Raw genomic sequence first — 13,866 nt, forward strand, 5'->3', positions numbered from 1 at the left:
TTAATTGTGTTGCATTGGAGCCGAATCTGGAGTTAGAATTTGTCTGTGAGTGCAACGGAATTCTGAAGTGCCAGTCAAGGATTGAATGCAACAGAATTCTCAACCGATTGAGGAGGGAACGTATGATGGACTTAATCGAAGAGTTTTCGATGTTCCTTGCTCAATCGGGCAAAAGCGAGAATACCATTAAGACATACGTCCTAAATGTTCAGCAATACCTTCAGTGGTTCGATGACACGTATGGGTTAGAATTGAATAGGTTGCACCGAGAAAATATCCTCGATTACAAAGCATATCTGCTCCATGTACAGAAGCATAAGGGCAGGCATCTCAATGCAAAAACCATAAATGGGCGATTGAGCGCGCTCTGCAGTTTCAACCGATTCCTCATTCACAAGGGGATCCAGAGCGATGTTGTTGTCGATAAACAAGACTTTGTGAAAGTCCAGATCGAATATGCCAATCCATGCACAATCCAAAAGGCGGATGTTGAGCGGTTCCGCCAAAAGATTTTGGAGGCGGGAGACAAGCGTCTGTACGCCTTGGTGACGATATTGGCGTATGCAGGATTACGGATTAGTGAAGCGCTGGACATCAAGCTTTCGGATTTGAACTTGCAGATGAAAGAGCTTGTCGTTCGGAAGGGTAAGGGAGGCAAGCAAAGACTCGTTTACCTAAATAGCAAGATTGTCACTGCAGTGCGAGAGTATCTAAGGACAAGAAAGTCCGATAGCGAGTACCTCTTTGCCTCTCGTGAAAGTGAGCGGGTTGACAGGACGGTGATCAACAAACTGTTTAAGCGGTTTAGTGATACCATCACGCCACACATGCTTCGGCACTTCTACTGCTCGCGCTGTCTTGAGTCGGGTTATTCGATTCACGAGATAGCGGCGCAAGCAGGGCACAGGGACTTAAAGACCACGCTGATCTACACCAACCCAAGTAGGGAGGAAATGAAGCGGAAGGCGGAGCTACTGTAGTTTAATCAAAGACATAGGAGGAAGAACGTTGCAGAGCATATTCGTCGGATTTCGTTGTCGTCAAGGACAGATTCACGGTTGCACATACACGGTGGATTCGGAGGAACAGTTCAGCGACATAAACGAGAGGTTTCGGAAGGTATTCAACTTGAATGATATTCCCTCGTTACGCTCGATTTTTGATTCAATTGAATGGCAACCATTCGACCCAGAAGAGGACACTGAAAGTGGCGTGTTTTTGTTGAAACTATTGGAAAAGGGCGTTGATGGATACAGAACGTCAATGAGAAAAACATTGAAGTTCTTGAATCAGGGCAATGATCATGTCGATATTCCCGAAGGAGATAAATATGACTCGACGGAAGCTGACTTGCTCAACTACATCAATCCTGATACTGGTCATCTAAGGCTTTTCGATACGGCTTCCGATTTTCAGGAAGGGAACGCTTCACAAGCGTATATTGTCGATTTCGACACCGAGCAGGTTCATTTGATGAAAAAGGACGGTAATGAGATGGTCGCCATGAAGTAATTAATTGACTGCGAAAATCAACGAAATGTGATGCCGTCGCATCATTTGTGGGGTTCCGTTAAAAAAAACGGGACCCCGTTGTTTTTTGTCAAATAGCCTGCGCGGTGGGCATATAGGCACCGATCAGGTTTTCGAGTGACTCCAATAACTCTTCGATTAAGGAATTAAGGATTAGCGGAGGTTAACATGGCGAAAGCACGGTGGAATGACAAGACACTTGACCGATATATAAAGGAAGGAAGGGGCACAGGGGAACTGGAACATTATCGTCCATGGCTTACGACCCAAGATTATAGTTCAAGCGGGCGTTCGAGCCGTATCAAAGGCTGGAAGACAGGGCGCATTCATCATTTCTTGAGCGATATTGAGACCCGTTATTTTTATCTACTCGAATTCGATGCGGACGAGGTATGTGACATTCGAGAACACTACCCTATTCTCGACCTCGAAGTCACGCTTGGAGATTTGCACGACATTGATTTGAATAAATACCGCGATAAGGAGAGCGGAACCCCTTTTGTTTTCACCACGACCTTTCTTCTCACCCTGAAAGATAAGGATGGGAAGAAGGGATACGTCGCTCGGAGTGTAAAAGCCGCAAGCGAACTGGAAAGAGCGAGAGTTCTGGAGCGTTTTGAACTGATGAGGCGCTATTATTCAGTGAAGCAGATTGATTGGGGCATCGTCACGCAACACGATATCAACGTCACGAGGGCTAAGAATATTGAATGGGTGCATTCGGCTAAGAATCTGGACGATGGTGGGGGACTGTCCATTGACGTTTCGAGCTTGAAGCACATTCTCATGGAATGGCTGGATGGCACTCGAAAGTCCGTGAGAGACGTAACCAATTCGTTGGATAGTCAATTTAACCTCGAACCAGGGTCAGGCTTGTTGTTACTGCGTCATTTGATTGCGAATAAACAGGTGTTGGTTGATATGAATACCCGCATCGACTTGGGGAAGCCAGCGAAGGAAGTGATTCGAGGGATCGCAGTCATTCAGAGCGACGGAGGTGTTCGGAATGCAGTTGACGGTTAATATGCTAATTCAGTTTGTGAGCAAAGATGGCACACCCGATCTTATTGAGCGGGCGTTATGGATTGATGAACACCATAAGCAAGTTGTGACCATTGAGATTCAGGGGCGCACCAGCCTTCCGAAGTTCAGAGACGCAGGTGGCATCTTGACGTTGCTGTCTTTAGGACAAGCCTGCGTTCTGTCGGATGATCCGATGAAGCGAGTGATCAGCGAAGATGCCCTCACAGAAAACGAGCGTGTTATGAGGGACAAAGCGTGGGAGATTGTTCAGGTGATCGCTGGAGCGGAGAATCTGCCGAACTTGTTTTATCCGAGGCATCGGGCAGAGGCGATAAAGAAGGCGAGTGAGGTATTTGGGGTTAGTGACAAGACCATCCTCAAGTACCTACGCCGATTCTGGCAACGCGGACAACACAAAAATGCGCTTCTTCCTGATTACAAGTCGGGGGCATTAAATCGACGCTCTAATTCAATAGGAAAGAAAAGGGGTCGTCCCAGGAAGTTTGCAGATATCGTCGGGCACGGGGTCAACGTGGACGAGGAGACCAAACGGGTATTTCGAGTAGCCCTGAACCGCTTTTACTACGGGCAAGGACTGTCGCTTGTGCGCTCATACGAGTTGATGAGGCGTGAGTATTATTCCGTCGAAGGGCGGGGTGATGAGGGAACAGAGAAAAAGGAGCTGAAGTCGTCTGCGAAGACTCCGACTCTGGGGCAATTTAAGTATTACTTTTACAAAGAACGGGACTGGAAACGAGAAGTATCCGCTCGGCAAGGTAAAAAGAACTACCTTCAGAGTCATCGACCCCTTGTGGGGGATGGGACATCTCAGGCTTTCGGACCTGGTAGCATTTTTCAAATCGATGCCACGATTGCTGACGTGTATCTCGTTTCACGGTACAACCGTAACTGGGTCATCGGCAGACCCGTCGTTTATGGCATCGTCGATACGTTTTCACGCATGGTCTGCGGATTATATGTCGGACTGGAAGGACCCAGTTGGATAGGGGCTATGATGGCACTCGCCAATACCGTACAAAACAAGGTCGAATTCTGTAAGGAGTACGGCATCGAGATCGCCGAAGAAGATTTTCCAATCCATCACTTGCCTGAAGCATTGTTAGCCGATCAAGGCGAGATTTCCAGTAGACTGGCAGAACCAATGATCAAGAATCTAAACATAAAGGTAATGACCACGCCTTCCTATAGACCAGAGTTGAAATCAATTGTCGAACGGTTCTTCAAGATCCTGAACGGATACGTAAAGCCGATATTACCTGGCGGAATTCAACCTGACTTTCGGGAACGCGGTTCCCATGACTACCGATTGGATGCAACGCTTGATCTCTATCAGTTCACCCAAATCATGATCCGCGCGGTTTTGCATCACAATAGCACTTGGATGAACTCGTATCAACGCGACCCGTTAATGATCGAAGACGGAGTTGAACCCATCCCGCTGAAACTATGGAACTGGGGGATAAAGAATCGGGCTGGAAAACTTCGCTCCATACCTGAAGATTTGATGCGGTTGCATCTGATGCCTACTTCTACAGCGAATATTACAGCGCGAGGAATTCGATTCAAAGGCATGTTTTTCTCATCCGAAAAGGCTCTGCGGGAGCGGTGGTTTGAGAAAGCGCGAAATGATGGCAGGAGTGTAAAGGTCACTGTATCCTACGACCCTCGAAACCTGAATTACATTTATATACCACGAGATGATGGTAAGGGATTTGATAAGTGCTATCTGCTTGACCATCAAGCCCGATATAGGGATAAAACCATGGAGGAGATTGAACATCTGTTCGAACAAGAGAAGTTCGACCAAAAGGCGAACCAGGATAAGGTCTTACAGCGCAAAGTGGATCTTTTATCTGAAATCGATGACATTATACGGGACGCTGAACGGATGACAAAACTGGAGAAAGCCACGGGCGAGAGTAAGCGTAAAAGGGTGAAAGACATCCGCATCAATCGCCATCTTGAGAAAGCCCTGAATCGCCAAAACGATGCATTTGAATTGGAGAAGCGGCAACCCGTGGAAACGAACGAAGGGCAAGTGATTCAACTGAACCCAACAACCGATGATGAACTCAATCCAGAACTGAGTTTACTTAGGAAGAAGCAGAGGGAGAGATTCGGAGATGACGAATAAGGTTCTCATTCCGAATGGTTGTGAAGCTGTCGTTGCGGAATACAGAGATCAGGATGTTGTGGATTACAGGTACAATCCGTTCATTGAGGCTCTCCCGCCGATTCTGTCTCAGGAGGAAGTAATTGATCACTTAGCCGTCTACCCGCCATTTGATCCGCAGACAGAACGGCAGTTGGAGACGCATATCCGTTTTCACTTGGTACAACGCCTTTTTCAGTATTTTCAACCACTTGGCGTACACCTTGATTTGGAGAGCCGCATTTCACGCCTAATACGACAGGGGTATGTGTATCGTAATCCGATTCAACCTGGCTTCCTGGAGCAAATCGACGGGGGACAAGAGCGGATGCGAAACCGCACTGTAGAGTTGAGTAGGAACCAGGCGTTTCGTTCAACCCAGTCAGCACTGACAATTATCGGACCGAGCGGATTGGGGAAGAGCACAGCAATCAACAGAATCCTGTCGCTCTATCCCCAGGTAATTGTCCACTCCGAATACAAAGGTACCCCATTCAGTGCGTATCAAATAACTTGGCTGAAACTCGATTGCCCCCATGACGGCTCGATCAAGGGTTTAACCATAGACTTCTTTCGCAATGTTGATTTGTTGTTGGGAACGCGGTATTACCGCCAATACGGATCTGCACGCTACCCAATCAGTGCACTTCAACCTGCCATGTCTCAGATTTCCCGTACATACGGATTGGGTTTGCTTGTCATAGACGAGATACAACATTTGAGCACAGCCAAAAGCCAGGGTGCTGAGAAAATGCTCAATTACTTCGTGACACTGGTCAATACCATTGGAATCCCAGTCGTTCTAATCGGAACCAATAATGCGGCGGGGGTACTCCAGTCACAATTTCGGCAGGCAAGGCGCGGTAGTGGACAAGGAGACATGATTTGGGAGCGAATGAAGCGGGATGCCAGTTGGGATTTGTTGATTGAAGGACTTTGGGACTATCAATGGGTCCAAAAACCCGTGCCTTTAACACCTGAATTGAGTGCCGAATTGTATGATCTCAGCCAGGGTATCGTGGATATTGCGGTCAAGATTTTTGTCATGGCTCAGATTCGTGCCATGTCTTCTGGAAAAGAGACGTTGAGTGCGTCCTTGTTTCGGCAGGTGGCTAACGAACAACTGCGTTTGGTTCAGCCCATGCTTTCTTCGTTACGCTCTGGAGATATACGCGAACTCGCCAAATACGAGGACATTCAACCCATCGACATCGGTTCCTTCATCGAGAGGGAGTCGTCGTCCATTCGGGTGAGTGAGAAGATCAAGGAGCTACAGGTTGTGATGAAGAAACAGGTTGAACGCCAGGCAATGAATGTAGAGGAAGAGTCCATCATCAAGTTGGTAGAACTTGAGATTCCTCCTGCGACAGCCAAACGACTGGTCAAGAAGGTGATGGAGGGAAAGGGAACCGTAACTGTGCCGTCCGTTGTTAAAACTGCCTTGGCTCTTCACGCCCAAAGTGCGTCGGATAAAACTGATGGGCGATCCGATCTGAAGGGGCAGGCTGTCCAGGGCGATATCCGCGTCTTTGTTGCAGAGGGCAAGAAAAGCGGTAAGAGTGCGTATGAAGTTCTGAAAGAGCACGGGATCATCAAGCCCACGTCGGACGACCCTCTGTTTGTAGTGGGGTGAGGGAATGGTCGCCTTCTTTCCAACACCGTTCCACGATGAGATTTTCTATAGCGTGCTGGCTCGTTTTCACACCGCAAGCGGAAACATCAGTCCCAAAGCCACTGTGATGGATTTGTACGGAACCACGACGGTAACTGCCGTCATCGATCTGCCTGCTCATTTCGACGCATTGATTGGGCATCTTCCTCTACGTCATTCTTACACAGCCGATGCTTTGATCAAGGCATACACCTTATATCCGTTTTATAGTGCATTCCTACCTCCCAAACGGGCAAACCTGGTTATTGAGTCCATGAGGGGCGACCTTGGACACTCCGTTCACAATCGACTTGGCATTATGGCAAGCTCCATCAGTATGGATAAGACGCTGAAATACTGCCGTAAGTGTTTCGATGATGATAAAACCCGTTGGGGCGAGGCGTACTGGCATCGAATGCATCAAATACCAGGAGTTTTTATATGCCCGACTCACAAGACTCCGCTGTGCCGAAGCCGTTCGTTGCCCATGAATCGCCACGAGTTCGTCTCTGCCGCACACGAAAAATATCACCAAGATGTGCAGGAGAACAACGGGAATAGTGAGGGAGTATTCACCCATGATGCCCCATCAGCATGGGATGATGCCGTTTCAAAGATAACCGTATTGTTACAGGATGAAGAATTATCCACAAAATATCGGAAGCTTGTGGACAATGTGGATAAGTTGCTCAACTCCAGCCACCCGAATCGTCCAATGGAGTGGTTTGCGAATCATTATGTGGAACGCCTAAAGGAGATTGGACTTGCTAACGTCCATGGTCATGTTCGGCAAGTGGAGTTTCGAAGAGTGTTTGTAAACTATTACGGGGAACCGTTTCTGGAGGTCATGCAATCCTCTGTTTCGGAGCGAGATGACAACTGGCTGAACGCCATAGTTAGCAAACATCGTAAAACATTTCACCCAATTCGGCACTTGCTCCTCATGCAGTTTCTCGGAATAAGTCTGGACGACCTATTTATGAAAGAGCCAGTAAACCAACCTTTTGGAGCATCCCCGTGGCTTTGTTTGAATCCAGCCGCCGACCATTATCTGCAACCTGTAGTTCAGGATTTGTCGATTCGTTACGACAGCAAGGTAAAGAGACCGATTGGAACGTTTTCGTGTTCCTGCGGGTTTGTCTATGCGCGAAAAGGACCAGATACCAACGCGGATGACAAATACAGGATCGGGAGGATAAAGGCTCTGGGCGCAGTGTGGGAGCATAAACTCGGTGAACTGTTGCAGGACAATCTGAGCTTGCGGGAGATCGCTCGAAGATTGCGCGTCGATGTGAACACTGTAAAGAAGTATGCTGATCTTGCCCAGCAGACCCGTCAGGCAATATCCCCGACTGTCCCCGATGACCTTCGCGAAAGCCAGCGACAAGCTTGGCTTGATTTAGTGAGAGAGAACGGACAGAAGTCACGAACGGAACTTAGGCGGATGAACAAAGCACTCTATACATGGCTGTATCGGAACGACAAGAATTGGCTGATGGAACATTCGCCGAAACCGACGCGCGTAACTACTAAGAATTCGCGGGTTGACTGGGGTCGGAGAGATGAAGAGATTCTTGCCTTAGTGCAGACTGAGGTGATGAGGATTCTTACATCGGACGGTAAGCCAGAGCGAATTTCAATCAGCAGAATAGGGAAGCGAATTGGCTACCTATCCCTGTTGGAAAAGCATTTAGACAAGATGCCGAAGACGAAATCGTATCTGGAGTCGGTGAAGGAAACCGTTGAGGACTTTCAGATTCGGAGAATCAGGTGGGCGATGCAGGAGATTGAACGCGAGGGTCTGGACTTGCAATGGTGGCGGATCGCCAGGAAAGCTGGAATTCGGGCAGAGATGGCGGGGGAACTCCGCAAAGAGTTTGAGTTGTTGATAAACTCCATTCATGATACACGTTGATCTTTGCCTACTGTTCTTCATCTTTGCTCCGTACCATCTCTTTCAACTTGCTCTGGTAGCAGAAAACTTCAATACAGATAAGGGCTACCTCTCTCATTACGTTGAACCATTCATCTGGTTCTTGGTCAATTAAGTCGCGTGTCAGAATGTCAAATCGATTATCTTTCTTTCCGTGAACAATACTGTTTCGGTAAAGATACATTTTATTCGCGAACTCATTGATGTCGTTGGAATTCACCAAGTTTTTGTTGACTGCGTAGCTCAATACCGAATCGAACCTATGATGGTTCTTGAGTGTGTGCATTATGGAAATCAGGAGATTCTCTTCGTCTTCCTTGTAAACTCTCGTGAGTTCGCTTATTTTGCGATCAATATTATGTCTGCTCTCGATGATAGAACGGATTTCTTGCGTTCGATTGATTAGGAAAAAGTATTCTATTACTTTGTAGAAATACAAGACCTCACCTGTGTTGCCACCAGTGTTAAAAAAGTTTAGTGCCTCAACATAGTTTGCGTTCGGAAAATCTGTATGGACAAAATCTGTGCTCCTTGGAGCAACTGGAGTATCAATTTCACCAGAAAAAGCTACGTGTGGGTAATCCCCGTCATATTGAGGAGGGTTGGAGTAATACAGAATAAAAAGAGCCTGCTCCAAATAAGCTTTGTAATTCTCGCGAGTTATGGTTTGAAGTCGCAACGTATGTATACTTGACCATGAATCTGAGTCAAATGTGTCTCCGTCTTCCATGGCTTTATGCAACAGGATATACAGGTGACTGGGATTACCGATTTCACAATTCACATCCCCGATCTTGAAAGAGTTTATCTCAAAGTTGAAATGCAAGGAAACATACTCGATATGAAATTCCGCATATCCCTTCTGGACAAATAGTCCAGGTTGATGTAGTAACCGCTCATTATCCAATGAATAGTCATCTGCGTTTTTGAATACATCATTCCACAGTTCGATGTCCAGCGAATCCTTGTTTTTGTCGTACCAATCGCGGAGCGAAATCTTTAGAAGGTTTGTCCAACCAATCTTAATAGCCTGGTTGATTTCCTTATCAACCAAGACCACCTTTTCCTCATCAATGTGTTTTATCATGACATCAGAAGTGTCCTCGTAATCGTGACGAATGTACTCATCAATATATTCTTGTAACGACTCCCGCACATCTTCAATGAACTCTTCAGCCACGTTTATACCTCACACAGGTAGGGAATTGATGTCCGTGTGTATTTTCTCACATTTTGGCTTACAGATGAAGGATCACTTGAGCGTCATATCCCCATGATCTCTATACGGTATTTCGAAAAAAATGAGCAGTCCATTTTGAATACTTCTTATTGTGGGTTGATTTGGTTCTAAATTGTTCTCACCAGGATCGAGATTCTTTTCTACTCGTTATAATATAGGTGCGGCTATGAACTGATATTTGGTGTTGCTGGGCAACAGAATCAGCACGCGGCCAACAAGGGAAGATACAAGGGCTTCGTGATGAAAGAGTTTTCGTCGATTGCCCGATGAGATTTTGGATGGAAAGCAATGATGGATTCAATGGGGGCTAATCATGATTAAATTCGCCATGGTTAGGAACAGTCGGGATTTTAGTCAGAGTGAGTTTTCCGATATCGTGAATACGCTCCGAGCAACGGATGGGACACTTGAAAACTGCACAATTATAATTCTGAATTCAACTATTTGTGAATTTAGATTGGAGTACAAGAGTGGTCAGAAATACTTCGTGACTTGTAACCTCGTAACCCACAAGACAGCTCAGTTAGTCATAACCATCGAAGCACAAAAGGAAACAGGAACCTATGATTTTCAACTGGAACAAATCAAGATTAGGCTTAAGGATTTGCTAATCAAAACATGGGATAGTTGCATATGGCTCGCTGATAGCCAGGTTTTGGAGCTTTCAGCAACACTTTATACGAGCATTCATCGAACTGAGAATAAGTTGAGGGAATTTATCAATAGCTCCATGGTAGTTCTGTTCGGAATCACATGGTGGGAAGACTATGTTCAACCAAATCTCAGAAACGTTTATGACACTCACAGACAACGGCAAGGTCCGTATAAGCGGGATGTTCCGTCCTTCGCCAATGTTGACGATAGCCTTCTTTCAATCAATACAGACGACCTATGGTCATTGATGAATCTCAAAGTTACCAAATGGGTACCAAAAGACGATCCCATTCTGGAAGCCGCGATTCGTGACGGTAAGGCAGACAAAGTGTTGGAGTTATCCAAGAAGCACATGGAAGTTGTACTTGATGTTTGGAGCAAATATCTTCAACCGTGCTTTGATGACAAGTTCGAAACTGAGTGGAGGAATTTTACTCGTAATCGAAATCACATAGCCCATAACAAATTGATTGACCATGCCGCTCATGCAAAAATTGCTCAGAATATCGACTTGGTATATCAGATGATTGAAGATGCAGAGAGGAAATTCTCCGAACTGCATTTAAGTGAGGAGGAAAAAGAGGCACTTATCGATTGTGCTACGGAGCCTGATGAAGAAGAACGTATTGAAGCGATTACGGGGATCAAAATCTATGGTGAGTCAGATATTGAAAGCATGTTCCTTGAAAAATTAACGGATTTCCAGGCAGGGGTTTCCGACGAGCTATATTTTCGTCGAGATTTAGATGTGGAAACAGATGAAATTAAGGGTACACATTCCGAGTTCTTACGTGTCTCCTCTAAGTTAGTAGAGGATGAGAAATTTACTTTTGTGTGCAATTTCGAGATAACCGATGGACGAGGGAACTCCAGCATTTGTATAATTCAGCTTGTCAATAGTGCAAATGAAATTCTCGAACAGTGTGAGCTGGAGTTCACGAATGGCGATTATGAGTTTGACGAAGAAACTGGCTATTCCCCGCGGGTTCAAGCAACCTTGGACGATAGTGCATTGGAAAAGTTTCATGAATCCGTTTTGGATATAATCAATGATAAGTTCCCCGATCTTGTTCAGGAGATAAAGGTACTTAATTACATGGCAGTTAAAGATGGCGGAGAACCACCTGTTGCGGATTTCCCGTGTTGTGAGTGTGGGGAGTTTACTGTCAGTATTTCAAACGAGTTGTGGGAAATTGGAGTTTGCGTCTCTTGTGGTGCTAAACATAATCTTGAACGGTGTATACGTTGTGAAGCATATTACAATGCTGATGAACTGGGAAGTGACACGTTCTGTGAGTCCTGCTCGGAGTACCTGGAAGCACAGTAACTATAGAGAATATATACGGAGTAGGGAACATCCCCCACTCCGTATTCAACTACTCTTTTCTGAAAAGCTCTCTGCCTTCGACATTGACAATACGATATGGCAGATCGAGAATGCCCAGAAGCCCCGCCACTTCAGTTCGCAATTCCTCGGCTCCCCACGTATCAAGGAATGAGGTGAGCGTATCGTATTCGATGATCACCCTTCTCGGTAAGTTCACATTGGGATTACGCTCACGAAGCAATTCATTACCATCCAAGACCTCATATATTGTTGTTCCGTTGGAGCGAGTGACGCGAATCGTAACCATACCGATACCTCCAGTTTTGTAGTAGGAAGACCACAAACGTAGTCGAATTATTTGTTCGATTGGCTTAATACGATTTCTGCGGCACGAAGAGACGCATCATAATCGTTACTCCTCAATGCTCGTTCGATTGCATCGTATGCAAGCCCAACCAAATCACTCCAGTCGATCACGCTCGTGGATTCGTCAGGCTCCTCATCCAGTCCCAAATCCAAACCCAGGAGGTTTGCAACTGTGGCAAGATGCTTGGACAAGTCTGCGATTGTCCCTGGATAACGTAACGATTCCGTCAAGCTCTGGGGTAGCTCAGTTCTCAGCAATGGTTGCTTGTCAAAAAACCACTTCACGCTCCGTTGATGTGGAAACCCACTTCCTTCTTCGTCCACGTCCAGAGAGGGTTCGTAAAGGTAGTCTGAATCCACGGTGCAGAAGTAAACGTCCCGCAGATTGTCATCAGGTACGATAACCAAATCCCCAATATTCATAGCATCACGCAAACGCAACAGATTTTTAAAACCACTTTCTGATCCGAAATTCTTTCTAAGGTCTTGTTTGATTGCTGATTCAGTCATGTTGACGAGGCTCTTTCCAATCGGATAGCCAAGGGCGATTCGGTTCTTCTCCAAGAAATATGGCATTTGGTTGGAACCATGGGGTAAAGGACGGAACAGCCAAACTCGTGGTTTCTTCATTGAAATTCCTCCTCTATGAGTCAGAATGTGATTCATTGATTCACATTGTAATAATCGGTGTCGTGTTTGTCAATGTGACTCATTGAATCACATTATATAAATGTTGTAAATTTGTTTTCCCTTATCCCATTTTCCTGTTCTATGTGTTCGCAAAATCAAGTTCTTCCGCCGCAAAATAAGTTGTACTCTGAGTAAAATAAGTTGTTCCCTACAGCACGGGTGAATTCGGGTCAAAAGCCTGGATTCGCCCTTTCTTTTTGTGGAGCGGGAGCGATAAGCGGGGGAAACTCAGAGCAAAATTTTGAAGGAGACCAGACGCGAAAAAGCCCGATATATCAAGGATTCCTCGACCATTCCCGATCAAAAATGCGAAAAAATACACGACCAAATCTGTACTCCCTGCGCCCTCAAGCCCTTCTTTTCACCCTCGCGCCAGCGAACAACTTCATTTTACGCAGAATCGATGAATCTGGAAAAATTACGGAGAAAAACGAGTGGTAAGAGGCGTGATCCAGCGTAGAAATTCATTTGACGGCAGATATTGGGTGAGAGTGAGAAAAAGTCGAGAAAAGCCAGGCGTGGCAAGGGATGAGGCAGGGTTGAGGGGGGAGGCAGGCAGGGAAGGATTTGATTTGACGGTTACAATAGGAAATAGGGAGGGGAACCTTTAATTATGTCGAAAGTGTTTACCTCAGAGGAAAATTCTTAGTAATGGCGAAGATTTCATCAAGGAAGATTAAGGGATTTGTCTATGCCGACATCAAGGATGATGCGTCATGAAACTATCCTCCATCCGAAACTGCATTAAAATGCCTAATTTTTTTACGGTTGCTCCGTTCATCATCGGCAAATATCGTGAAGAGTTTGTGGCTAATGTCGAGATGCTGTATCATTACACAAACCTTGACGGATTTAAAGGGATAATTGAGGGAAAATCATTTTGGGCATCTGACATTAGGTTTCTAAATGACTCAACTGAATTCATCCATGGTAGGGACTTGTGTTTGGAATGCGTCGAATCGTTGTGCCGTGATAATCCTGGATCGGATGGGCTTACCTTCTTGGAGGGGTTGCGAGATCTTCTTACTGCTTCTCCACTCTTATGGGGAGACATTGATGACTCACCATATTATATCTTCGTTGTCTCGTTCTGCGAGGATGGAGATCTGTTGAGTCAATGGAGAGGGTATTCCAGAGGACAACAAGGTGTGTCCCTCGGATTTAAAGTGCGTGATTTGGTCAGTGTGTCAACGCAGTATACCAACAACTACTTTATCCCAAGCAAAGTGATATACGATGACAATGTTAAGCGAAAGATCATCTACGATATTCTAAAATA

11 protein-coding genes are annotated in these 13,866 nt (G+C 45.8%); 8 read left to right on the plus strand and 3 right to left on the minus strand.

Annotated features, from left to right (window positions below; translation table 11 throughout):
• Nucleotides 1-125 precede the first annotated feature (125 nt).
• From AAC01S_RS16470 to AAC01S_RS16495, 6 genes are all read left to right on the plus strand, one after another.
• The gene (locus AAC01S_RS16470) at nucleotides 126-980 is read left to right on the plus strand and encodes a tyrosine-type recombinase/integrase (protein ID WP_067625021.1); all 855 of its coding nucleotides are present in this window, start codon (nucleotides 126-128) and stop codon (nucleotides 978-980) included.
• A gap of 148 nt (nucleotides 981-1,128) precedes the next feature.
• On the plus strand, nucleotides 1,129-1,512 hold the full coding sequence (locus AAC01S_RS16475) for a hypothetical protein (RefSeq protein WP_157071247.1): 384 nt from the start codon (nucleotides 1,129-1,131) through the stop codon (nucleotides 1,510-1,512).
• Nucleotides 1,513-1,698: 186 nt separating this feature from the next.
• Nucleotides 1,699-2,553, plus strand: coding sequence for a heteromeric transposase endonuclease subunit TnsA (locus AAC01S_RS16480; RefSeq protein WP_067625000.1), 855 nt, complete (start codon nucleotides 1,699-1,701; stop codon nucleotides 2,551-2,553).
• Nucleotides 2,537-4,708, plus strand: a complete 2,172-nt coding sequence (locus tag AAC01S_RS16485) for a TnsB C-terminal domain-containing protein (protein WP_067625003.1) — start codon at nucleotides 2,537-2,539, stop codon at nucleotides 4,706-4,708. Before AAC01S_RS16480 ends, AAC01S_RS16485 begins: the two co-directional genes overlap by 17 nt.
• The gene (locus AAC01S_RS16490) at nucleotides 4,698-6,359 is read left to right on the plus strand and encodes an ATP-binding protein (protein ID WP_067625006.1); all 1,662 of its coding nucleotides are present in this window, start codon (nucleotides 4,698-4,700) and stop codon (nucleotides 6,357-6,359) included. The genes AAC01S_RS16485 and AAC01S_RS16490 overlap by 11 nt, the downstream gene beginning before the upstream one ends.
• Nucleotides 6,360-6,363: 4 nt before the next feature.
• Entirely contained in the window at nucleotides 6,364-8,292 is a 1,929-nt protein-coding gene (locus AAC01S_RS16495) for a TnsD family Tn7-like transposition protein (protein ID WP_067625009.1), read from the plus strand.
• Between the two features lie 7 nt (nucleotides 8,293-8,299).
• Here AAC01S_RS16495 and AAC01S_RS16500 read toward each other — a convergent pair whose 3' ends face one another.
• Nucleotides 8,300-9,490: a hypothetical protein gene (locus AAC01S_RS16500; RefSeq protein ID WP_067625012.1), complete on the minus strand. Its 1,191-nt coding sequence runs from the start codon at nucleotides 9,488-9,490 to the stop codon at nucleotides 8,300-8,302.
• A gap of 373 nt (nucleotides 9,491-9,863) precedes the next feature.
• On the opposite strand from AAC01S_RS16500, the gene AAC01S_RS16505 reads away from it, so the two are divergent.
• Entirely contained in the window at nucleotides 9,864-11,531 is a 1,668-nt protein-coding gene (locus tag AAC01S_RS16505) for a hypothetical protein (RefSeq protein ID WP_067625015.1), read from the plus strand.
• A gap of 49 nt (nucleotides 11,532-11,580) precedes the next feature.
• Here AAC01S_RS16505 and AAC01S_RS16510 read toward each other — a convergent pair whose 3' ends face one another.
• On the minus strand, nucleotides 11,581-11,838 hold the full coding sequence (locus AAC01S_RS16510) for a hypothetical protein (RefSeq protein WP_067625017.1): 258 nt from the start codon (nucleotides 11,836-11,838) through the stop codon (nucleotides 11,581-11,583).
• Between the two features lie 47 nt (nucleotides 11,839-11,885).
• The gene (locus AAC01S_RS16515; protein WP_067625019.1) at nucleotides 11,886-12,527 is read right to left on the minus strand and encodes a DUF8426 domain-containing protein; all 642 of its coding nucleotides are present in this window, start codon (nucleotides 12,525-12,527) and stop codon (nucleotides 11,886-11,888) included.
• 776 nt (nucleotides 12,528-13,303) lie between these two features.
• Between AAC01S_RS16515 and AAC01S_RS16520 the strand changes: the two genes are divergently transcribed.
• Nucleotides 13,304-13,866 (plus strand): DUF2971 domain-containing protein (locus tag AAC01S_RS16520; RefSeq protein WP_157071248.1); only part of this gene is annotated, 563 nt, incomplete at its 3' end.

The organism is Alicyclobacillus acidiphilus NBRC 100859 (assembly GCF_001544355.1).
Lineage (GTDB): Bacteria > Bacillota > Bacilli > Alicyclobacillales > Alicyclobacillaceae > Alicyclobacillus > Alicyclobacillus acidiphilus.

Excerpts from the sequence above, each read along its gene's own strand:
- AAC01S_RS16510 (WP_067625017.1), bottom strand. The coding sequence starts at position 11,838 with ATGGTTACGATTCGCGTCACTCGCTCCAACGGAACAACAATATATGAG.
- AAC01S_RS16505 (WP_067625015.1), top strand. The coding sequence starts at position 9,864 with ATGATTAAATTCGCCATGGTTAGGAACAGTCGGGATTTTAGTCAGAGT.
- AAC01S_RS16490 (WP_067625006.1), top strand. The coding sequence starts at position 4,698 with ATGACGAATAAGGTTCTCATTCCGAATGGTTGTGAAGCTGTCGTTGCG.
- AAC01S_RS16515 (WP_067625019.1), bottom strand. The coding sequence starts at position 12,527 with ATGAAGAAACCACGAGTTTGGCTGTTCCGTCCTTTACCCCATGGTTCC.
- AAC01S_RS16485 (WP_067625003.1), top strand. The coding sequence starts at position 2,537 with ATGCAGTTGACGGTTAATATGCTAATTCAGTTTGTGAGCAAAGATGGC.
- AAC01S_RS16480 (WP_067625000.1), top strand. The coding sequence starts at position 1,699 with ATGGCGAAAGCACGGTGGAATGACAAGACACTTGACCGATATATAAAG.
- AAC01S_RS16470 (WP_067625021.1), top strand. The coding sequence starts at position 126 with ATGGACTTAATCGAAGAGTTTTCGATGTTCCTTGCTCAATCGGGCAAA.
- AAC01S_RS16495 (WP_067625009.1), top strand. The coding sequence starts at position 6,364 with ATGGTCGCCTTCTTTCCAACACCGTTCCACGATGAGATTTTCTATAGC.